This is a genomic window from Rhizobium sp. BK619, from assembly GCF_014195245.1.
Lineage (GTDB): Bacteria > Pseudomonadota > Alphaproteobacteria > Rhizobiales > Rhizobiaceae > Rhizobium > Rhizobium acidisoli.
In genome coordinates this window covers 19,572-41,807 of sequence record NZ_JACIBH010000016.1, presented here as the reverse complement: position 1 = coordinate 41,807, position 22,236 = coordinate 19,572, and the positions used below count along the sequence as shown (strand labels likewise).

Here is a 22,236-nt window from a genome sequence, read left to right as displayed (position 1 = left end):
GAAGACGATCCGACAACCGCCACGCAATTTGCTGAATTGCTTCAGAGATAACTCGTCACTTCAGGCTCGTTCCACCAGGCATCGTGCCTGCCGTCGTAATAACGGACTGATAAGGCTGCCAGTTCCTCAGGGGTGATGTCGTCGAGGCAGGCGATGTTGATCGAGACATAGGCGCCGCCGATCGCCTCGACATAACCGTTGCCGTAGGCCGGCACGCCGCAGGTGCGGCAGAAGCGGTGATGGCCGCTCATCGTGTTGAACTGGTAGTCCGATGTCTCAGCCTCGTCGCACATCAGCCGGAAATCTTCCGGCTTGACGTTGGCGCCCCAATAACGCCGCTTGGCGCAGATCGAGCAATTGCAGCGGCCGGTGCCTTCTTCGAGATCCATATCGACCTCGTAGTGCACTTTGCCGCAATGGCAGCTTCCCTTGTAGGTCTTCTTCATGGCGCTCGCCTCCCTCGCTGTTGCCTTCAACGCTTCGATATGACAATATGTTGTCACTATGGATGAGATACATAATCGACAACATGTTGTCAAACAAAATCGGCCGGAGCGAACGATGGAGGGGAATGCCTTTTCCGCTTTCGCCATCACCGCCCTTCGTCTCGCCGGCCATCTGACGGCGGCGGGCGATCAGTTGGCAAAGCCCGCGGGACAGACAAGCGCGCGCTGGCAGGTGCTGGCCGCGGCGAGGCGCGGCGACATGTCGGTGGCGCAGATTGCCCGCGCCCTCGGCCTCGCCCGCCAGGGTGTGCAGCGGCTTGCCGACGTGCTGGAGGGTGAAGGGCTGATCGCCTATGCCGACAACCCGCAGCACCAGCGGGCCAAGCTAGTGCGGCTGACGGCGGACGGGGCGGGGCGGCTCGGCGTCATCGAGGTGGCGCAGGCCGGATGGGCCGATGGGCTCGGCGCCGCGTTTACAGCAACTGAACTCGATACCGCACGGGCGGTGATGGCGCGGGTGATGGAGATGCTGGAGGCCGAAGAGGCGTCGCGCGGCTGAACGGCCGAGGCTGACCGCAAATAAAAAAGGCCGGGCTAACCCGACCTTCCCTGCCATCTCAACGAACCGTGCCAGTACATCCGTGGTCACGATCCGGAGATGATATTCAAAGCTTCACGCGTCCCAGCGGACGCGTCAAGATTAAGCCGCCTGGAGGCGGTCTGCCGACATCTTGCCGGACTTGTTGTCGCGGACGAGCTCGTAAGACAGCTTCTGGCCATCCTTGAGATCGCGCATGCCAGCGCGTTCAACGGCCGAGATGTGGACGAAAACGTCGGCAGCGCCGTCATCCGGCTGAATGAAGCCGAAGCCCTTGGTTGCGTTGAACCACTTTACGGTACCAGTGCTCATGACGATATCCTTTTCGAATCGTTCATAGAAGATTGCCGCGCGAGCCGAAGCACGAGCGGCGATGAAAACCGATTTTGGAGGAAGTTCGCCAGGAACGACGCAAGCGTCGTTTCAAAGTTCATCTAGCAAGATCGATGCGAGAACGTTTAATCGGAAATTGTGTCCGTGACAAGGCGTCCGCACGGGAAAGTCGAATTCGTGCATCTGGGGCGAAAAGGACCTTTGCCGTCGTGCCGTGGCAGCCCCCCCTCTGCCCTGCCGGGCATCTCCCCCACGGGTGGGGAGATTGGCTGGGCTCGCTGGCTTCCCCAAACAACTAGCGTCACGGCTGGGCGAAACGATAGAGAGGCGGGAAGGTTTGGCTGCTTGCCGATCTCCCCACCTGTGGGGGGCCCGAAGGACGGGCGAGACCCGTGGCTCGCCCCGGGCCCGGCAGGGCAGAGGGGGGCGGTCACGGCACAACGGTAAAGATCGTCCCGTTAAAACCAAGGCCGCGAAACGGCTTACGCCGCCACCTTCGCCCCCGCATAGGGATCAAACCGCCCGTAAAACGTCTCGCCCTTGGCAGCCATATCCCTCAGCAGCGGCGTCGGCTTGAAATGATCTCCGTAAGCCTCCGCTAACTTCTCCGCCAGTTCCACGAAGGCCTTCGCGCCCATTCCGTCGATGTAGCTGAGCGCGCCGCCGGTATAGGGCGCGAAGCCGAAGCCGAGGATCGAACCGACGTCGGCTTCGCGCGGGTCGGTGACGATGCCTTCCTCGACGGTGCGGGCGGCTTCGAGCGCGATGGTGACGAGGAAGCGTTGCTTCAGGACATTGACGTCGACCTCATCTGCCTTCTTCTGCGGGTAGAGCGTCTTCAACTCAGGCCAGAGCGACTTCTTTGCCGGTTTCGGCGGATAATCGTAGAAACCCTTGGAATTCTTGCGGCCGAAGCGGCCCTCCTTTTCCACCATGCGGGAAATGAGGTCCATATGCCTTGGGTCGATCGCCTTCTCGCCGAGATCGGCGACGGTCGCCTTGAGTATCTTCAGCGAGAGATCGATGGCAACCTCGTCGTTCAGCGCCAAGGGACCGACCGGCATGCCGGCCATCTTGGCGGCGTTCTCGATCATCGCCGGCGGCACGCCCTCGATCAGCATGTCATAACTTTCCGACATGTAGCGCAGCACGCAGCGATTGACGAAGAAGCCACGGGTGTCGTTGACGACGATCGGCGTCTTCTTGATCGCCGCGACGTAATCGAGCGCGACGGCGAGCGCCTTGTCACCGGTCTCCTTGCCGAGGATGACCTCGGTCAACATCATCTTCTCCACAGGCGAGAAGAAGTGGATGCCGATGAAATCGGCCGGGCGCTTGGAGTTCTTCGCCAGCCCTGATATCGGCAGGGTCGAGGTATTGGAGGCGAAGATCGCGCCTTCCGGCAGCACGGCTTCAACCGCCTCGATGACCGCCTTCTTTACCTCACGATCCTCGAACACCGCCTCGATGACCAGGCCGGCAGTTGCAAGGCCGGCATAGTCGGCCGAGGGCGTGATGCGGGCGAGAAGGGCTGCGGCTTCGTCTTGCGTAAACCGTCCCTTACCGACAGAATCCTTGACGAGACCTTCGCAGACCGCTTTGCCCTTGGCGGCGGCCTCCATGTCGCGGTCGATCAGCGTCACCGCCAGACCGGCGGCGGCGGTGACATAGGCGATCGAGGCGCCCATGAAACCGGCGCCGACGACGCCGACATGTTTCAGCTCGGTCTTGGGGATGCCTGCCGGGCGGCGGGCGCCCTTGCCGAGTTCCTGCATGGAGATGAACAGCGAACGGATCATCGAGAAGGCTTCGCGGGTCTGCAGCACCTCGGTGAAATAACGCTGTTCGATCTTCAGGCCAGTGTCGAACGGCACCTGCAGGCCTTCATAGACGCATTTCAGAATGGCGAGCGCGGCCGGATAATTGCCGGAGGTTTCCCGGCGCAGGATCGCGGGTGCTGCCGGCCAGAGCTGGGCGGAGGCCGGCGTCCAGATGCCGCCGCCGGGCAGCTTGAAGCCCTTCTCGTCCCAGGGGGCGATCGGCTTCAGGCCGTCCTTGATCATCTGCTTGGCGGCGGGGATCAGCTGATCCGGCTCGACCACCTGATGCACGAGGTTCATCGCCTTGGCGCGGGAGCCGCTCAGCGACTGGCCGGTCGTCATCATCTGCAGCGCATCCTGGGCATTGGCCAGCCGCGGTACGCGCTGGGTGCCGCCGGCGCCGGGGAAGATGCCGACCTTCACCTCGGGCAGCGCGATCTTGACACTCTTGGCATTGGAGGCGACGCGGCCATGGCAGGCGAGCGACAGTTCGAAAGCCCCGCCCATGCAGGTGCCGTTGATGGCGGAAACCCAGGGCTTGCCCGATGTTTCGAGCTTGCGGAACAGGCCGGACATGCGCCCGACCAGGCCGAAGAGCGTCTGCACCGCCGTCTCCGGGCTCTTTTCCTTTTCGTCCTGATAGGAACCGAACATCGACTTGATCATCGACAGATCGGCACCGCCGGAGAAGGAGGATTTTCCCGAGGTGAAGACGACGCCCTTGACGGCGGCATCAGCGGTGGTGGCGTCGATGATGGCGTCGAGTTCGGCCATCACCTCTGATGTGAAGACGTTCATCGATTTGTCGGGCATGTCCCAGGTGACAAGAGCGATGCCGTCGGCGTCGGTTTCGACCGTGAAATTTATGTAGGTCATTAGGTTTCCTCCCCGATCAGGCCGGCAAATGGCTGCGCTGCGCGTCGACTGTCTTCGTCTTTTCGGTGACGACGTCGCCGGTATGCTTGGTCTGCGACGGCTCGAAAAGCACGATCCAGCATTCCTCCTCGGCCACCGGATTATGCTCGACACCCTTCGGCACGACGTGAAAATCACCAGCCTTGAGATGTACACGCGGGCGGTCGCGATATTCGATTGTCAGCGCTCCCTTCCAGATGAGAAAAAGCTCATCCTCGTCGCGGTGGGAATGCCAGGTGAGTTGGCCCTGGACCTTGGCGAGCTTGACGCTCTGGCCGTTGAGATCGGCAATGACGCGAGGCGACCAGTGCTCGGTGACCTCGGCATATTCGGTTTCGATCGTGCCGGTGTTGAAGCTCATCATCAGACCCTTTCGATAACCGTCGCCGTGCCCATGCCGGCGCCGATGCAGAGCGTCACCAGCGCGGTGTTCAAGTCGCGGCGTTCAAGCTCGTCGAGCACCGTGCCGAGGATCATCGCACCGGTGGCGCCGAGCGGGTGGCCCATGGCGATGGCGCCGCCATTGACGTTGATCCTGTCGTGGTCGATGTCGAAGGCCTGCATGTAGCGCAGCACCACGGCGGAGAAGGCCTCGTTCAGCTCGAAGAGGTCGATGTCGGCAAGGCGCATGCCTGTCCGCTTCAACAGCTTCTCGGTGACATCGACGGGTCCGGTCAGCATCAGGGCCGGATCGGAGCCGATATTGGCGAAGGCCTTGATGCGGGCGCGGGGCTTGATACCCATGCTTTCGCCGCCGGCCTTTGAACCGAGCAGAACGACGCCGGCACCATCGACGATGCCGGAGGAATTGCCGGCATGGTGGACATAGTTGATACGCTCGATTTCCGGATGGGCCTGGATGCCGACGGCTTCGAAGCCGCCCATCTCGCCGGGCATCTGGAAAGAGGGATTGAGGGAGGCGAGCGCCTGCATGTCGGTGCCGGGGCGCATATGCTCGTCCTTGTCCAGGATCGTCAGGCCGTTCTGGTCCTTGACCGGCACCACCGACTTGTCGAACCAGCCCTGCTGCCAGGCATGGGCGGCGCGCTTCTGGCTCTCGACGGCGTAGGCGTCGACATCGGTTCTGGAGAAACCGTATTTGGTGGCGATCAGATCGGCCGAGACGCCCTGCGGCATGAAATAGGCCGGGAAATTCACCGAAGGATCCATGAACCAGGCGCCGCCGGACATGCCGAGGCCGACGCGGGACATGCTTTCCACACCGCCCGCAATGACGATATCGTCGGCCCCTTGGGCGATCTTGCCGGCACCGAAATTGACGGCATCGAGGCCGGAGGCGCAGAAACGGGAGATCTGCATGCCGGGCGCCCTGGTGGAATAACCGGCTTCGAAAGCGGCGGCCTTGGGAATGACGGCGCCGGCATCCATGACCGGATCGACGCAGCCCATGATGATGTCGTCGACGGTTGCAGTGTCGAGCCCGTTGCGGTCGCGGATTGCTTCCAGCGTCTTGGCCGCAAGGCGGACGGAGGGCACCTCATGCAGGGCGCCGTCCTTCTTGCCGCGGCCGCGCGGCGTGCGGACGTGGTCGTAAATGAAAACCTCGGTCATTGTCTCGTCTCCCTGGCGGCGCGGCGGCGCCGGTAAATCTCAACTCCCCTTCTCCCCGCTGGGAGAAGGTGGCCGAAGGTCGGATGAGGGGCGCTCGCGGCAAACTCGGCCTTGCCTACGCGCGGCCGTTCGCTCCTTCGTCGCTCACCCCCGCTCTGTCCTTCGGACATCTTCTCCCCTCTGGGGAGAAGGGGGAATTCGTCTCAAAACGCTTCCGCGGCCAGCTCCATCATCGTGTCGGCGCCGGCTTCGATGCGGGCCTTGCGAAGGGCGGTTTCCGGCATGATGCGCTCCATGAAGAATTTCGCTGTGATCAGCTTATTCCTCAGGAAATCCTCGCGGGCTCCGTCGCCGGAAGCAAGGCCGTCCTCGGCGGCTTTCGCCATCTTGGCCCACATATAGCCGAGAACGACGAGGCCGAAGAGGTGCATGTAGTCGGTTGAGCCGGCGCCGGCATTGTCGGGCTTGGCCATGGCGTTCTGCATGAACCACATGGTCGCGGCCTGGACGTCGTTCAAGCCCTTCTTCAGATGCTTGGTGAAGAAGGAGAGTTTTTCGTCGCTGCGGTTCTCCTCACAGAAATCGCCGATCTCCTTGAACAGCGCCATGGCGGCGCGGCCACCGTTCAGAGCCAGCTTGCGGCCGACGAGATCAAGCGCCTGAATGCCGTTGGCGCCTTCATAGATCATGGCGATTCGGGCATCGCGCACATACTGGCTCATGCCGTGTTCTTCGATATAGCCGTGGCCGCCGAAGACCTGCTGGGCCATGACGGCATGGTCGAAGCCCTTGTCGGTCATCACGCCCTTGAGGATCGGGGTGACGAGGCCGAGAATATCGTCGGCCGTCTGGCGCTCCTTGTCGTCGGTGGCGCGGTGGGCGATATCGGATTTCAGCGCCGTCCACAGCAGGAAGGCGCGGCCGGCCTCGTTGAAGGCGCGAATGGTCATCAGCGTCCGGCGAATATCGGGATGGACGATGATCGGATCGGCCTTCTTATCCGGCGCCTTGGGGCCGGACAGCGAACGACCCTGGATGCGGTCGCGGGCGTAGTTGGCGGCATTCTGATAGGCGATCTCGGAAATGGCGATGCCCTGCAGGCCGACCATCAGACGGGCCTCGTTCATCATCACGAACATGGCGTTGAGGCCGCGATTTTCTGCGCCGATCAGGAAGCCGGTCGCCTCGTCGTAATTCATGACGCAGGTGGCGTTGGCGTGGATGCCCATCTTGTGCTCGATCGCGCCGCAGGTGACCGCGTTGCGGGCGCCTAGCGCGCCGTCCGTGCCGACCAGGAATTTCGGCACGATGAAGAGCGAGATGCCCTTGGTACCCTCCGGCGCGCCCTCGATGCGGGCAAGCACCAGATGGACGATATTGTCGGCCAGGTCATGCTCACCGGCGGAGATGAAGATCTTCTGGCCGGAAATCTTGTAGCTGCCGTCGGCTTGCGGCACCGCCTTGGTGCGCAGCATGCCGAGATCGGTTCCGCAATGCGGCTCGGTCAAGTTCATGGTGCCGGTCCAGGCGCCGTCGACCATCTTCGGCAGATAGGTCGCCTTCTGCTCGGTCGAACCGTGGACGAGGATCGCGGCGATCGCGCCCTGCGTCAGGCCCGGATACATCATCAACGACATGTTGGCAGCGGAGGTATATTCGCCGACGGCGGTATGCAGCGTATAGGGAAGCCCCTGCCCGCCGAATTCCTCCGGCACCGCAAGGCCGATCCAGCCGCCATCGCGATAGGCTTTGTAAGCATCCTGGAAGCCCTTCGGCGTCGAGACGCTGGCATCGTCATGGCGCGTGCAGCCCTCCTGATCGCCGGAATAATTCACGGGAAAGAGAACTTCTTCGGCCACCTTGGCCGCCTCGCCGAGGATCGCTTCGATCATATCGGGCGTGGCGTCGGCAAAACCCGGCAGATTGTTGTAGCGTTCGAGGCCCAGCACGTCGTTCAGGACGAAGAGCGTATCGTTCACCGGGGCCTTGTAGACTGGCATCTGTCAAATTCCTCCCATTCGACTGCCGGTCGCGCCGGCCTCGCGGACTGTCTTACAAAATATTGACGTTTGCGTAAACGTCAAAATCGGCACCTTGGCCGCCTTTCGCGAAAAAAATTGCGGGCGCGAATCCGCAACTGCTGCGGGCTGACGAGACGCCATCTCCCCTTCCTTGTCCATCGCGGAACGGCGTATAAGCGGGAAGGCTATTTAAACGGCAGATCGGGAATGCTTCACGATGATCAGTTTCGAGGCGATAAGGCAGCGTGCAGAGCAGCGGAAAGGCGGCGCGGCCGCGCTGCAGGCAATTCTGGAAAAACATCGGCCGGATCACCAGACGCTGCGCGCCATGCCCGACGACCGCATCCTCGCCGATATGACCCGGCGTATCTTCTACAGCGGCTTCGTCCAGAAGGTGATCGATGCGAAGTGGCCGGGTTTCGAAGCGGCGTTTTCCGGCTTCGATCCGGCAATGCTGAATATCGCGCCCGACGAATATTGGCATGAGCTGACCTCGGACGAACGGATCATCCGCAACGGCGCGAAGATCATGTCGGTGCGCGCCAATGCCGCCTTCGTCCGGGAACTGGCGAAGGAACATGGCAGCGCCGGCGCCTTTTTCGCCGACTGGCCGCGGGAGGATCAGATCGGCCTTCTGGACCTGTTGAGCAAACGCGGCAGCCGGCTCGGCGGCATGACCGGGCAATATTTCCTGCGCGGTATCGGCCGCGACAGTTTCGTCGCAACGATGGACGTGCTCGCCTGCCTGCGATCGGCGGGCGTGCCGCTGTCTGCTTCCGGCACAGCGAAGAAGGATCAGCCGCTGATCCAGCAGGCCTTCAACCAATGGGCCGAGGAGACCGGCCTTTCCTTCATTCACCTCTCGCGCATCAGCGCCTATTCGATCGATGCGGGAGGGCCGCACTGAAACTCCGGCCAGGGCGCTGGCACGAGCCATTGCCACTTCCTACCTCTTTCGGACGATCCACGCAGGAAGATACTCATGTCCGACTTTCCCTATGCCAGCGCCCTCATCGTCGGGGCGGGTTCCGGCATCAGCGCATCGCTCGCCCGGCAATTGTCGGCGCTCGGCGTCAAGGTCGGGCTTGCCGCCCGCAACATCGAAAAGCTCCAGGCGCTCTTGGAAGAAACAGGCGCCAGCGCATTCAGCGCCGATGTTTCGCAGCCTGCCAGCGTCGCGGCGCTGTTCGAAGAGGCCGCCGCCACCATCGGCGGGCCAGAGGTCGTGATCTTCAATGCGGGCGCCCGGGTGCGCGGCCCGCTTGCCGAACTCGACCCCCCCGAGGTGGAAAAGGCGATTGCGACCACCGCCTTCGGCGGCTTTCTGGTGGCGCAACAGGCGGCGCAGCACATGATACCGCGCGGCCGCGGCGCGATCTTCTTCACCGGCGCTTCGGCAAGCGTGAAAGGCTTTGCGCAATCGGCTCCCTTCGCTATGGGCAAGTTCGCGCTGCGCGGCCTTGCCCAGAGTGCCGCCCGCGAGCTCGGGCCGATGGGCATCCATGTCGCCCATTTCGTCATCGACGGCGGCGTGCGTTCCGAAATCCGGCCGGATCGGGCAGAGAAACCCGACGGCACGCTGCTGCCGGATGCGATCGCCCAGACCTATATCGACGTGCTTCGCCAGCACCGCAGGGCATGGTCGCTGGAGGTGGAAGTCCGGCCCTGGACGGAGAACTTCTGAGCCGCCGGCGGCGCCGAAGAGGCCGCTTTCGCGGCGGTTACGAACAGACTATGTTTCGTCGAAAGAGCTGGTTGGGAGGAACCGATGCCGCGCCTGGACCATGTCACGATCGAAACACGCGATGCGCCTCGCATGATCGGCTTCTTCAAGACCGTGCTCGGCGTCGAGGAAGGCTATCGGCCACCCTTCCCCTCGCCCGGCCACTGGCTCTATCTCGACGACCGCCCGGTCATCCATCTCAGCCTGACATCGCGCAGCGCCGATTTTCCACTGGGGATTTTCGACCATATCGCCTTCAGCCTTTATGAATTCGCCCCGGCGCTGGAGCGCATCAAGGCGAGCGGCTATCGCTACGAATATTACGATATTCCCGACACCGATCTCGGCCAAGTCTTCGTTTACGGCCCCGAGGGCGTGAAGATCGAGCTGCAATATAAGCGGCCGGCCTGAACGCACCACCGCTGTTCGATCCGAACAATTGGCCGGCAATTGCCGCCAAAAACGGCGTTTTGAGCCCAAACGTTAAAAAATTCTCAGCGACATTAACGGCTTGTTTACCACGTTTCGTGAAAGGTGCGGATTGAGCAATAGCAATCCGCATTCCTTTTCCCAGTCTCGCGTTTCTCAAGGATGCCGCTACATCGTTCAGCTTGAGGAAAGTCTAATTGACTAACCTCTGATGAAAGATGCTCCGGTCCGCGTGAAGACGCGGGCCACAGACGGAAAAGCCACGGATCGAGCTCTGACGAGGGGTCGAGCAGTCGAAGCGAGCAAGAAGATGAACGGATCGCGATCAAATCCTTCCCGACAGTCCGACAGGACCTCGCTCGATGCGCTGAACCGCACGATCGAGGGGCTGGAGGCACGCATTGAAGGGCTGATGGGCAGCGGGCGCGAACAGCGGCCGCGCACGGCAACGGCCGAGCGCGATCCCTATGCCGGCTCCAACACGCCGCGCCCGGCAAGGGCGCCGATCGAGCCGCGGCCGGATCCGCTCGCCGAAATCCGCCAGCGCCAGCGCGCCCTCGAAGCCGGCCGTGAGCGGCCCTACGGACGCGAGCCGGCCCCGCAATTGCGCGACCCTGCGCCGCGCCCCGCACCGCAGGCGGCACCCGCCTTCCGCGCCGGCGACGACACGATGACGGAGATCGCCCAGGCGCTCGTCAACCTGCGCCAGGACCTGAAGCGCGACATCTCCGAAGGCGTCACCCGCGAGATGAACGCGCTGCGCACCGAATTGCGCGAGATCAAGACGAATGCCGGAGACGGCCGCTTCGCCGACGACATGCGCGCCGATATGGGCCGCCTTGCCCAGAGCATCACCCAGCTGACCGGCCGTTCGAGCGCCCCGGAGGCCGCCGGCCTTCGCGAGGATTTCGAGGAGCTGCGCTCGCTGATGGACGGGCTGGCGCGCGAGGATTCGCTGCGCCATATGGAAAATCGCTGGGACGGCTTCGAAAGCCGGCTTGCCGCACTCGATACCGAGGGGCTGCAGGAAGAGCTGGTTTCGCTCGCCTACCGACTCGACGACATCAAGCGCCATATCGGCGGCATGGGCGAAAGCCCGGCAGTCAGGGCGCTTGAGGACAAGCTCATCGCCATCGCCACGGCGATGGAACAGTTCGGCAGCATGATCCAGCCGCACGACCGGGTGATGTCCGAACAGTTCGCCGCCATGGACATGCGGCTCGACGAGATCAGCCGGGCGATCGCGGCCAGCGGACGTGCGGCTGCCGCCAACGATCCGGGGCTGATGCAGCGGCTGGAAGGCCGGCTTTCGGCGCTCGCCGACCAGATCGACCTGATGAGCCATGATGCGGCCAATCGCGCCACGCCTGATGACGAGCTGGCGCTGCGGCTGGAGGCGCTGACATCCCGCGTCGAGGAGCTGACCAAGGCGGAAGCGACGTCGCGGCTCGACGAACGGCTGGAACATCTTTCCTATCTGCTGGAGCACAGCCAGAAGGCCGCGCCGCAGCCCGATCTCACCGGACCGCTTTCCGACATTTCCCGCAAGATCGACGCGCTCGAGAACGGCGCCGTCAACGACGTGCTGGCGCAGCGGCTCGATTATCTCGCCCGGCGCATCGACGAGATGGCCCATCAGCCGCCGGCGCCGGCCGCTGCGGTCGACGATGGTGCCTTCCGGCGCCTCGAAGGACGGCTGAGCGACATCGCCGCCCGGCTGGAAGAGAGCACGGCGGCAGCGCCGACCGATCCGCATGCGCTGAAGAACCTCGAAGACCAGATCGCCAATCTTTCGGCCCTGATGAGCGAGCCGCGCGAAAGCGCTCAGATCCCCGCCGATCTCGACCGGCGCATGGGCGCGATCGAAGATTATATGGCGACGAGCGACGAATATATCATCGAGGCGGCGCGCCAGGCGGCGGAAGCCGTCGTCGAGGCCTATTCGCGCAATGGCGCCGCGCAGGGCGGCGTGCCCGCCGCCGACATGTCGGCGCTGACGGCGCTCGCCGAAGATTTGCGCCATCTCGAGGATATCAGCCGCGACAGCGAGGAACGCACGCACAAGACCTTCAAGGCGCTGCACGAGACGCTGGTTCATATCGCCGACCGCCTCGACGGCATGGAAGAGCGCGGGCGGCCGGCCGCCCAGATGCCGTTGGCCGAGGTCGATTTCGATGTCGATCCCTATGCGCTGATGGTGGCCGAGGCCGAGATGAACAAGGCGCCGGCCGCTGTCGCCACGGCGAAGGCCTCTCCGGTCATCCGCACCGCCGAGGTCGCCGCCGAACCTGCCGCCCCGGCGCAGGCGACCGCCATGAGCGGAACGAGCGCGATCGCCATCGAAGCCGCGACCAGAACACCGGAGGCTGCCACCCCAGCGCTGGCACAGGCACCGGCAAAGGCCAGCCTGCTCGCCAGTCTCGGCAAGCGCCTGCTGCCCGGCAAGAAGACCGAGAGCCGGGCAACCGAACGCCCGATGATCGACCCTGCGCCGTCGATCGATCCCGCCGACGTGGTGCCGACCGACGCGTCCAACGAACTGCTCGAGCCTGGCTCGGGCGCACCCGACGTCAAGAAGATCCTCGAGCGGGTCCGCGCCAGCCAGAGTGCGGCACGCGGCAAACCGGCCGCCGAAACCGATCGCGCCGATTATATCGCCGCTGCCCGCCGCGCCGCCCAGGCGGCCGCGATGGAAGTGGACGCCAATCCGAAACAGGCAGCCGTCAAGGGCGAGAAGAAGGCTGCCGACAAGGCCGGAAAGATTTCCGACAAGACGGATAAGACAGGCAAGACCAGCGCCTTTTCGCGCTACCGCCGGCCGATCCTGCTGGCAGTCGGCGCCGTGCTGCTCGCGATCATGGCATTTCCGCTTGCCAGAACGCTGACGAGCGGCGAGAGCGCGCCGCAGGCGCCGGCCGAAGTCTCGGCGCTGACCGGCGCCACGGAAAGCCCGCAGCCGGCCTCGCCTGAGGTGACACCCGCCCAGCCGGAGAACAATGCGGCAGACATGGCCGCTCCCGCAACGGAGGCGACGCCACCGGCCGGCGAGCAGACACAGCCGCAAGCAGCCCCGCCGGTTGCCGGCGATCATCTGACCGACGCAACGCCGCTTGATGGCGAGGGGGCGGCGACGCTTGCCCCGGCCGCCCCATCGGGTGCTGCGCAGGAGACATCGGGTTTCGTCCCGAACACGCCGGCCGCATCAGGCCCGCAGGCCGCTATCACCATTCCCGATACCATCCAGCCGAAATCGCTTGCCGATGCGGCGCAGGGCGGCGATGCGCTGGCGCTGTTTGAGATCGGCGCGCGTTATTCGGACGGCCGCAACGGCATCGCGGTCGATCAGAAGCAGGCTGCAGGCTGGTACCAGCTTTCGGCCGACAAGGGTTTTGCGCCGGCGCAATACCGCCTCGGCAGCATGTACGAGAAGGGCAACGGCGTCGAACGCGACATCGCCAAGGCCAAGGGCTTCTACGAGCAGGCGGCGAACCAGGGCAATGCCAGCGCCATGCACAATCTCGCCGTGCTCTACGCCTCCGGCGCGCTCGGCCAGCAGGATTATGCGACGGCGGCCTCGTGGTTCACCAAGGCCGCCAACCTCGGCATCACCGACAGCCAGTTCAACCTGGCGATCCTCTGTGCGAGGGGCAACGGCGTTCCGGCGGATCTCGAAGAATCCTACAAATGGTTCGCGATCGCCGCCAAGGCCGGCGACAAGGATGCGGCGCAGAAGCGCGACGAAGTGGCCAACGCCATGAAGCCCGACCAGCTCGAACGCGCCCGCGCGAAGGCCGATCTCTGGAAGCCGGAGCCGCTCGACCACCGCAGCAATACCATCGACATTCCGGACGAATGGGCGGGAACCGGCCTGAAGACGGCGAGCGTCGACATGAAGAAGGCGGTCCGCAACATCCAGGCGATCCTCAACAATAACGGCTTCGACGCCGGGACACCGGATGGCGAAATGGGCGCCAAGACGGTGACCGCGATCAAGAACTTCCAGAAGTCGATCGGCCAGGAGCCGGACGGCAAAGTGACCGACGCGACCGTCAAAGCGCTGCTCGAACGCAACAAGCAGGGAGCCAAGGCGATCTGAGAGGCGCGGCGGCGGACGGTCTTTATCCGCGTTGGCAATTGGTGGATGGCATCCGGAACCGGGCTCTGAGCCGTGAATAGTCCCTCGTGCACGCCCACCCTCCGTCATGCTCGGCCTTGAGCCGAGCGTCCACACGGCATCCACCAGCAGCCGCGGCAGGGATCCTCGGCTCAAGGCCGAGGATGACGGAGAGTGGGGTTGGCTTTCTGCCGAACTCTCCCAAGGCATGTCCCCGGCGGGGTTAGGGTGGGCAGCTATTGTGTTGCAAATCCAAAGGCTCGGCCGGACTTTGTCCGCGATCCGAGCCTGGCGGCACTATGCCGCAAGGCTTTCTCCACTTTTTGCGCCCGCCCGTCATGCAATCTGAAAAAAGCCGGATTATGCGGGACATATCCATCCGCGCATCCGGCGAATCTTCTGCCACCATCTCCATCGCTCGATCCAAGGGCCGATCGAAAGCCTCTGGCAACGATTTCACAGTATGGTGCGCATTCGAACGGGGACGTGACAGAAACCGCCCGGCAGGAGCGGTCATCATTCGGGGTCGGCTGTGACAATCTATCTGCCCATCGCAGAATTGTCGGTGAACATTTTCATCATTCTCGGCATGGGGGCGGCCGTCGGATTCCTGTCTGGAATGTTCGGCGTCGGCGGCGGCTTTCTGATCACGCCGCTGCTGATCTTCTACAATATTCCCCCGGTCGTTGCCGTCGCCACCGGCGCCAACCAGGTCGTGGCCTCGTCGATCTCGGGGGCGATCACCCATTTCCGGCGCGGCACGCTCGACGTCAAGCTCGGCACGGTGCTTTTGATCGGCGGCCTCACCGGCGCCACGGTCGGCATCTGGATCTTCTCGCTGCTGCGCGCCATCGGTCAGCTCGATCTGATCATCTCGCTGATGTATGTCATCTTTCTCGGCACGGTCGGCGGGCTGATGCTGCTCGAAAGCATCAACGCCATGCGGCGGGCGGCGCGCAACGAGCCGCCGGCGCCGCGCAAGCCCGGCCACCAGCACTGGGTGCACAGACTGCCGCTGAAGGTGCGCTTCAAGAAATCGAAGATCTTTCTCAGCGTCATTCCGATCGTCGCGCTCGGTTTTGCGATCGGCATCCTCACCTCGATCATGGGCGTCGGCGGCGGCTTCATCATGGTGCCGGCGATGATCTATCTGTTGCGCATCCCGACCAATGTCGTCGTCGGCACGTCGCTGTTCCAGATCATCTTCGTGACCGCCTATACGACGATCGTCCAGGCGGCGACGAATTTTTCCGTCGATATCGTGCTCGCCTTCATCCTGATGGTGGCGGGCGTCATCGGCGCGCAATACGGCGTGCGCGTCGGCCAGAAGCTGCGCGGCGAACAGCTGCGCGCGCTGCTCGGCCTGCTGGTGCTTGCCGTCGGCCTGCGTCTGGCGATCGCCCTGGTGGTTACGCCGGCCGACATCTATTCGGTGGTGATCGGAGCCCACAACTGATGCGCCTGCTTGCCGCCGTCCTCACATTGCTTTGCCTGCTGCCGGCGGTAGCCGGAGCGCAATGGCTGCCGGGGCAGTCAACCGAAGCGGTGCGCGAAGGGCTTGAGATCGGCACGTCGACCAGCGAAATCGCCATCACCTCGGATTTCCACGGCGCCGATCTGACCATTTTCGGGGCGCTGTCGAATACCGACCAGCTGCTGCTCGCCATCGGCCAATATGACGTGGTCGTGGTGCTGGAGGGCCCGCGACAGGATGCGACGGTGCGCAAGAAGGAGCGCGTCTTCGGCATCTGGGTGAATACGCGCTCGATGACCTTCGAATCCGTGCCGCACTCCTATTCGATGTCGAGTTCGCGGATGATCGACGACCTGACGACGCCGCTCGAACTGACCGACCAGGGGATCGGCATCGATCATATTCCGCTGACGCCGGTCGGCTTCGTCGGCGACGGCAGCAATCTCGGCGAATTCCGCGATGCCTTCCGGCGGCTGCAGCAGGGCGGCGGGTTCTACGACCGCAACCCGAGCGGCGTGCGCTTCGTTTCCTCCAACCTCTTCAAGGCGAGCCTGCGCCTGCCGGCAAACATCCCGAACGGCGTCCACACCGTGCGCGCCTATCTGTTCAAGAGCGGCATTCTGGTGACCGAGGAATCGCTGCCGCTACGCGTCATCAAGACCGGCATCGAGCAGATGATCACCGACGCCGCCCATGGTCAGCCGATCCTCTACGGCTGCGCGTCCGTGCTGCTCGCCCTCATCACCGGCTGGGGCGCCAGCCTGATCTTCCGCAAGGACTGAGCCGCCGCCGGCGCGGCATCATGAAAATCTCCTCCCGGAATGGCACGCGGCGCGGATGCGGTTCATCCTGCCTTCGCGTGAAAAACCGCTTGCATTTTGCTATCAGTCGCTCTAGTTTGAACCAGTTGCTAATCGCAATCGGTTTGTTGTGGTGAATGCAATCCACAAGGAGGATGGACATGAGAAAGCTTATCGTCTGGAACCTGATGACCCTCGACGGCTATTTCGAAGGCACCAAGCCCTGGGATATCGACTTCCACAATCTCGCCTGGGGGCCGGAACTACAGCGCTATGCCGAGCAATTCGGCGAGGAAGGCGATCTCCTGGTGTTCGGCCGCAAGACCTATGAGGGCATGGCCTCCTACTGGCCGACCGCCGAAAGCGAAGACACAATCAAGGCCTATATGAACGGCATCGCCAAGATCGCCGTATCGCGGACGATGGCCGAGCCCGGCTGGAACAATGCCCGCGTCGTCAGCGATCCGATCCCGGAACTGACGCGGCTGAAGCAGGAGGACGGCAAGACGATCTTCATCTTCGGCAGTGCCGAGCTTGCCGACAGCCTGCTGAAAGCGGGGCTTATCGATGAAATCAAGGTCTGCGTCGTGCCCGTCATCCTCGGCGGCGGCAACCCACTCTTCAAGCCTGCGGCGGGCCAGGTGCCGCTGAAACTCATCGAATCCTCAACGACACAAGGCGGCGCGGTGATCCTGCGCTACGAGCCCGTGAAAGCGTAGCGTGTTAGACTATCTGATAACGCCGGCGGCCCAATCCGGGGCCGCATTCGGCTTTTCCTGCGGAAATGGCGCCTCTATCATCGTTCCCGAACATGGGAGACGGAGCATGGCAGAAGGCGCTGACCTGCCGCCTGCGGAAGAACAAGATGAACGACCGGCGGTGGATACACCGGTGGAGATCCGATGCAGCGATGGCGTGATGCTCGGCGGCCACCTTTGGACCTCGGGCTGGGCGAAAGCTCACGCCAGCGTCATCATCAATCCGGCGACCGGCGTGCTTGCACGTTATTATCACCGTTACGCCCAGTTTCTCACCGCTCACGGTTTCGACGTCCTGACCTATGACTACCGCGGCATTGGGCTTTCGCGGCCGGCGCGGCTCCGCGGCTGCGGTTATCGGTGGCGGGAGTGGGGCGAAAAGGACTTCGATGCGGCGCTGCGGTTCATCGACGGACGGGCGGACCAGCCGCTTTACATCGTCGGCCACAGTATCGGCGGTTTTCTGCCGGGTCTCTCGAAACATGCCGGCCGGATCGACCGCATGCTGACGATGGGCGCCCAATACGCCTATTGGCGCGATTATGCGCCGGCGCGCCGGATGCGGCTGCTGATGAAATGGCACGTCGCCATGCCGGCGCTGACGGCGCTCTTCGGCTATTTTCCCGGCAAACGGCTCGGCTGGCTCGAGGATCTGCCGGCCGGCGTCGCCCATGAATGGAGCTTTCGCCGGGCGCGCATGGAAATGAGCCACCCGGCCGCGGAACGGGACGAGGTGCTCAAGCGTTTTGCTGCGGTAACCGCACCCATCCTGGCCGTCGCCATGTCGGACGACGAACTCGGAACCGTGCCGGCGATCCGCCGCACGCTTGCCTATTACCGCAATGCCGAGATCGACGAAGTGCTGTTGCAGCCCGCCGATCTCGGCTTCGAGGCGATCGGCCATTTCGGCCTGTTCCATTCACGTCATTGCGAGGGTTTCTGGCGCGATAGCGTCCTCTGGCTGCGCGACGGCATCCATCCCTGGCCGGCGCAGGCAGCGCTCCAGAGAAGTTCGTATTCGACTAAAAACCGGTTTTTAACATTTACGAGTTAGTAATCTCTCGGAAACGAGAGATTTTGTCATGCGTACTCGTATCGTTCTGACCGCCGTGGGTCTCGCGCTGCTTGCCGGCTGCGCGACGGCGCCGAAGCAGACGCGGAACATCTGCGCCGTCTTCGACGAGCGCGACGGGCTTTTCTCCAGCTGGCAGAGTGCCGCCGAGCGAACGGAGAAGAAATACGGCGTGCCGGTGCCGATCCTGATGGCGACGATGTATACCGAATCCGGCTTCCAGCCCTATGCACGGCCGCCGCGCACCAAACTGTTCGGCTTCATTCCCTGGACCCGGCCATCGACCGCCTATGGCTATTCGCAGGCGCTCGACGGGACGTGGGACCATTATCAGTCGCAGACCGGGAACTGGACCGCGCGGCGGGCGAACTTCGCCGACGCGATCGATTTCATCGGCTGGTACCACGCCCAGAACAGCGCCGAGACCGGCATTCCGCTGAACGATGCCTATAATCTCTACCTCGCCTATTATTCCGGCCCGACGGGATACAAGCGCGGCGACTGGCGCTCGAACGGGCAGTTGCAGCAGACGGCGCAGAAATTTGCGCGGATGGCCGGGACGTATCAGCAGCAGTTGCAGGGGTGTGATTAGCGACAATTGGGGGCATTCCGTGTGGCGCCCCCCTCTGCCCTGCCAGGCATCTCCCCCACAGGTGGGGAGATCGGCAGGGCGCGATGGTTCCCCAAGCAATCGGCGTCACAGCCCGGCGAAACGATAGACGGATGCGAAGGTTTGGCCACTTGCGATCTCCCCACCTGTGGGGGAGATGGCCGGCAGGCCAGAGGGGGGCTGGCACGGCACACCCCATCCGGATCACAGGGGGCCTACCCCCTCAAATTCCCATACCTGACCGAATAAATCCGATTCCGCCCCAACAGATGCGCCACCAGCGACGATGTGTCGAACAGGCCTTTCATCGCCTGATGGCCGAGATCGAGGCCGCCGCTCATGACGCCGAAGGCGGGCATCAGCAGGCGGGCGCCGTCGGTGGCAAAACAGGGGCGGCGGATGGATCTTTCGCGGCGGCGCACCGTCGCCGACGGGTGCAGGTGGCCGGCGATTTCGCCGCTCTGCAAGCCGTTCCGCGGCTCGTGACGGAAAGTCAGACCGGCATAGTGCATCTCGTCGACTGAAGCGCCGGGCAGATCGACGACACCGTCGGGATCGTGGTTGCCGTTGACCCAGATCCATTCGCGGCCGCGGGCCATGGCGACGATCAGCGCCCGAAAATTCTCCGGCAGATGCTTGGAGCCGATGCGATCGTGAAAATTGTCGCCGAGCGAAACGACGAGCTTCGGATCATAGCGGGATATGACGGCTGAAAGCACGGTGAGCGTCGCAAGCGTATCATAGGGCGGCAGCATCATGCCGCGGCGGGCGAAGGCGGCACCTTTTTCCAAATGCAGGTCGGACACGACGAGCAGGCCGGCGTCCGGCAGATAGAGGGCGCCGAGCGGATCGCAGACGGCGGCAATGCCATGGACCGATGTCTCGATCCCGGGGATTGCAGCCAATCCGGATATGTCGCGCGCCAGCGCCAGGCGGTTCATCACTATCGTCGTTTCCAATTCTCGTCGGGCCCAATCTCCAGGCCCAGTCTCTTCAGGCGAGCGCCTCGGCGATCAGATCGTCGGCCGCTTCGGCCAAGAGCGCGTCATGGGCCTCGCCCGGCACCGCCTCGCGTCCGATCTCCAGCATCACCGGCACGGCGAGCGGAGAAATATGGTCGAGCGGGCGGTGGGTGATGTGGCCGCTGATTCGCCTCAGCATATCGCCAAGGCGGCCAATATCCAAAAGTCCCGTCGCCGCATCCTGCCGCGTCGCCTGCAAGAGGATGTGATCCGGCTCGTGGCTGCGCAGCACGTCATAGATCAGATCGGCCGAGACGGTGATCTGCCGGCCGCTCTTTTCCTTGCCCGGATGGCGGCGCTCGATCAAGCCTGCAATCACGGCGCAATTGCGGAAGGTGCGCTTCAGCAGGAAGGATTCGTCGAGCCAGGCTTCGAGATCGTCGCCGAGCATGTCCTCGTCGAAGAGGTCGGAGAGGCTGAGCCGGCCATTGGCGATCATCATCCCCATATCCTCGAGGCCCCAGACGGCCAGCGAATAATCGGTGGCGACGAAGCCGAGCGGTTTGGCGCCCGCCCGTTCCAGCCGGCGGGTCAGCAGCATGCCGAGCGTCTGATGGGCGAGACGGCCTTCGAAGGGATAGGCGACCATATAACCGCGGCTGCCGCGCGGGAAGGTTTCGATCAGGAACTCGTCGCGCTTCGGCAGCATCGACTTGTCCTCCTGCAGCGACAGCCAGTCGCGCACCTGATCCGGCAGATGGCGCCAGCGGTCGGGATCGGCGATCATCGCCCGCACCTGCTCGGCGAGATAGGTCGACAGCGGAAACTTGCCGCCATTGTAGGAGGGGATTTTCGGATCGAGCGAAAATGCCTGCGAGGCCAGGCATTCGTTTTCGCGGATGCCCTCGAAGCGCAGCACCTTGCCGGAGAAGACAAACGTGTCGCCCGGCGACAATTGCTCGAGGAAATATTCCTCGACCTTTCCAAGCGTGGCGCCGCCGCGGCCGATCCGGCCGCCCTCGCCGCGTTTGACCATGCGGATGTTCAGCATCGGGCTTTCGACAATGGTGCCGAGGTTGAGGCGATATTGCTGGGCGACGGCCGGATTGGAAACGCGCCAGCGGCCCTCCTTGGTCTTGCGGATGCGGGCGTAACGCTCATAGGTGCGCAGCGCATAACCGCCGGTCGCGACGAAATCGACGATGCGCTCGAAGGTCTCCCAGCTGAGATCGGCATAGGGCGAGGCGCTGATGATCTCGTCGTAGAGTTCCAGCATGTCGAAAGGTTCGGCGCAGGCCATGCCGAGCACGTGCTGGGCAAGCACGTCGAGCGCGCCGCGGCCGACCGGCGGGGTGTCTTGCGCGCCGATATAATTGGCGTCGAGGGCGGCCTGGCACTCCATCACCTCGAAGCGATTGGCCGGCACAAGGATCGCCTTCGAAGGCTCGTCCATCCGGTGATTGGCGCGGCCGATGCGCTGGGCAAGACGTGAGGCACCCTTCGGCGCGCCGACATGGATGACGAGATCGACATCGCCCCAGTCGATGCCGAGATCGAGCGTCGAGGTGGCGACGACGGCGCGCAGCCGGTTTTCGGCCATCGCCGCCTCGACCTTGCGGCGCTGGGCGACATCGAGCGAACCGTGATGGAGGGCGATCGGCAGGTTCTCGTCATTGATCGTCCAGAGTTCCTGGAACAGCATTTCGGCCTGGCTGCGGGTATTGACGAAGAGCAGCGTCGTCTGGTGGTCGAGCAGCTGGTTGTAGACGTCGGGAATGGCATATTTGGCGGAATGGCCGGCCCAGGGAATGCGCTCTTCGGTCGACAGGATCGAAATATCAGGCTTGGCGCCACCTTCGACGACGACGAGACCGGCATGGTGTTCCCTGCCCTCCTGCCCGCTGCCCTCCTGTTGGGCAACCAGCCATTTCTGCAGATCCATCGGCTCGGCGACGGTCGCCGACAGGCCGATGGTCTGAAGGCGTGGGGCCAGGCGGCGCAGGCGGGCAAGGCCGAGCGACAGCATATGGCCGCGCTTGGAGGTGACGAGCGAATGCAACTCGTCGAGGACGACATATTTCAGATCCTTGAAGAAGCGCTCGGCCTCGCGGTTGGCCAGAAGCAGGGCGACCTGTTCGGGCGTCGTCAGCAGAATATCCGGCGGGTTGAGCTTCTGGCGCTGGCGCTTGGCGTTCGGCGTATCGCCGGTGCGGTTTTCGACGGTGACCGGAAGGCCCATCTCCTCGACCGGCTTCATCAGATTGCGCTCGATGTCGATCGCCAGCGCTTTCAGCGGCGAGACATAGAGCGTGTGAATGCCGGTGAAGGCGGAGCCGGGCGGAATTTTGCCGCGGCGGGTGAGATCGGTCAGCGACGGCAGAAAACCGGCAAGCGTCTTGCCGGCGCCTGTGGGCGCAATCAGCAGCGTGCTTTCGCCGGCCTCGGCGCGGGACAGCAGCTCCAGCTGATGGGCGCGGGGCCGCCAGCCCTTTTCCGCAAACCAGCGGGTAAAGGCGGCAGGCAGCAAAGCGCGGGATTCGGAATCGGTCTGGTCCACGCCCTGAAGGTAGTGAAAGCCTGAGGAAAAAG

General features: G+C 63.6%; 18 protein-coding genes. 10 read left to right on the top strand and 8 right to left on the bottom strand.

The window, feature by feature from the left end; genetic code table 11:
* Positions 1-41: 41 nt before the first annotated feature.
* A complete protein-coding gene (locus tag FHX14_RS27520; protein WP_003588705.1) occupies positions 42-446 on the bottom strand; it encodes a GFA family protein in 405 nt (134 codons plus the stop codon).
* Positions 447-504: 58 nt separating this feature from the next.
* On the opposite strand from FHX14_RS27520, the gene FHX14_RS27515 reads away from it, so the two are divergent.
* On the top strand, positions 505-1,005 hold the full coding sequence (locus tag FHX14_RS27515) for a MarR family winged helix-turn-helix transcriptional regulator (RefSeq protein ID WP_052636253.1): 501 nt from the start codon (positions 505-507) through the stop codon (positions 1,003-1,005).
* A 141-nt stretch (positions 1,006-1,146) separates the two neighbouring features.
* Here the strand turns inward: FHX14_RS27515 and FHX14_RS27510 are convergent, their stop codons facing one another.
* The 5 genes from FHX14_RS27510 to FHX14_RS27490 all read right to left on the bottom strand — a co-directional run bounded on the left by FHX14_RS27510 (position 1,147) and on the right by FHX14_RS27490 (position 7,684).
* Positions 1,147-1,356 carry a cold-shock protein gene (locus FHX14_RS27510; RefSeq protein ID WP_003545273.1) on the bottom strand — a complete coding sequence of 70 codons (210 nt, stop codon included), beginning with the start codon at positions 1,354-1,356 and terminating at the stop codon, positions 1,147-1,149.
* 503 nt (positions 1,357-1,859) lie between these two features.
* Positions 1,860-4,073 carry a 3-hydroxyacyl-CoA dehydrogenase NAD-binding domain-containing protein gene (locus tag FHX14_RS27505; protein WP_184380092.1) on the bottom strand — a complete coding sequence of 738 codons (2,214 nt, stop codon included), beginning with the start codon at positions 4,071-4,073 and terminating at the stop codon, positions 1,860-1,862.
* Positions 4,074-4,089: 16 nt separating this feature from the next.
* Positions 4,090-4,473 (bottom strand): cupin domain-containing protein, encoded by a 384-nt coding sequence (locus FHX14_RS27500; RefSeq protein ID WP_012556535.1) that lies wholly within the window; start codon positions 4,471-4,473, stop codon positions 4,090-4,092.
* Positions 4,474-4,475: 2 nt separating this feature from the next.
* Complete coding sequence (locus tag FHX14_RS27495; protein WP_003588709.1) at positions 4,476-5,684, bottom strand: acetyl-CoA C-acetyltransferase; 1,209 nt, start codon at positions 5,682-5,684, stop codon at positions 4,476-4,478.
* 203 nt (positions 5,685-5,887) lie between these two features.
* Positions 5,888-7,684 carry an acyl-CoA dehydrogenase C-terminal domain-containing protein gene (locus FHX14_RS27490; RefSeq protein ID WP_184380090.1) on the bottom strand — a complete coding sequence of 599 codons (1,797 nt, stop codon included), beginning with the start codon at positions 7,682-7,684 and terminating at the stop codon, positions 5,888-5,890.
* A gap of 238 nt (positions 7,685-7,922) precedes the next feature.
* Between FHX14_RS27490 and FHX14_RS27485 the strand changes: the two genes are divergently transcribed.
* The 9 genes from FHX14_RS27485 (at position 7,923) to FHX14_RS27445 (ending at position 18,667) form a co-directional block, all read left to right on the top strand.
* Positions 7,923-8,612 carry a DNA-3-methyladenine glycosylase I gene (locus FHX14_RS27485; protein ID WP_184380088.1) on the top strand — a complete coding sequence of 230 codons (690 nt, stop codon included), beginning with the start codon at positions 7,923-7,925 and terminating at the stop codon, positions 8,610-8,612.
* Between the two features lie 75 nt (positions 8,613-8,687).
* A complete protein-coding gene (locus FHX14_RS27480; protein WP_184380086.1) occupies positions 8,688-9,389 on the top strand; it encodes an SDR family NAD(P)-dependent oxidoreductase in 702 nt (233 codons plus the stop codon).
* Positions 9,390-9,473: 84 nt separating this feature from the next.
* Complete coding sequence (locus FHX14_RS27475; RefSeq protein ID WP_184380084.1) at positions 9,474-9,839, top strand: VOC family protein; 366 nt, start codon at positions 9,474-9,476, stop codon at positions 9,837-9,839.
* Between the two features lie 328 nt (positions 9,840-10,167).
* Positions 10,168-13,953 (top strand): peptidoglycan-binding protein, encoded by a 3,786-nt coding sequence (locus FHX14_RS27470; RefSeq protein ID WP_184380082.1) that lies wholly within the window; start codon positions 10,168-10,170, stop codon positions 13,951-13,953.
* 550 nt (positions 13,954-14,503) lie between these two features.
* On the top strand, positions 14,504-15,427 hold the full coding sequence (locus tag FHX14_RS27465) for a sulfite exporter TauE/SafE family protein (protein ID WP_054183786.1): 924 nt from the start codon (positions 14,504-14,506) through the stop codon (positions 15,425-15,427).
* Positions 15,427-16,227 carry a TIGR02186 family protein gene (locus tag FHX14_RS27460; RefSeq protein ID WP_184380080.1) on the top strand — a complete coding sequence of 267 codons (801 nt, stop codon included), beginning with the start codon at positions 15,427-15,429 and terminating at the stop codon, positions 16,225-16,227. Before FHX14_RS27465 ends, FHX14_RS27460 begins: the two co-directional genes overlap by 1 nt.
* Positions 16,228-16,406: 179 nt before the next feature.
* Entirely contained in the window at positions 16,407-16,964 is a 558-nt protein-coding gene (locus FHX14_RS27455) for a dihydrofolate reductase family protein (RefSeq protein WP_184380078.1), read from the top strand.
* 106 nt (positions 16,965-17,070) lie between these two features.
* Complete coding sequence (locus FHX14_RS27450) at positions 17,071-18,057, top strand: alpha/beta fold hydrolase (RefSeq protein WP_184380076.1); 987 nt, start codon at positions 17,071-17,073, stop codon at positions 18,055-18,057.
* A gap of 28 nt (positions 18,058-18,085) precedes the next feature.
* The gene (locus FHX14_RS27445; protein ID WP_003588729.1) at positions 18,086-18,667 is read left to right on the top strand and encodes a transglycosylase SLT domain-containing protein; all 582 of its coding nucleotides are present in this window, start codon (positions 18,086-18,088) and stop codon (positions 18,665-18,667) included.
* Between the two features lie 233 nt (positions 18,668-18,900).
* On the opposite strand, the gene pdeM is transcribed toward FHX14_RS27445, so the two are convergent.
* Entirely contained in the window at positions 18,901-19,626 is a 726-nt protein-coding gene (pdeM, locus tag FHX14_RS27440; protein ID WP_184380169.1) for a ligase-associated DNA damage response endonuclease PdeM, read from the bottom strand.
* Positions 19,627-19,678: 52 nt separating this feature from the next.
* Complete coding sequence (locus tag FHX14_RS27435) at positions 19,679-22,204, bottom strand: ligase-associated DNA damage response DEXH box helicase (RefSeq protein ID WP_184380074.1); 2,526 nt, start codon at positions 22,202-22,204, stop codon at positions 19,679-19,681.
* Positions 22,205-22,236 lie beyond the last annotated feature (32 nt).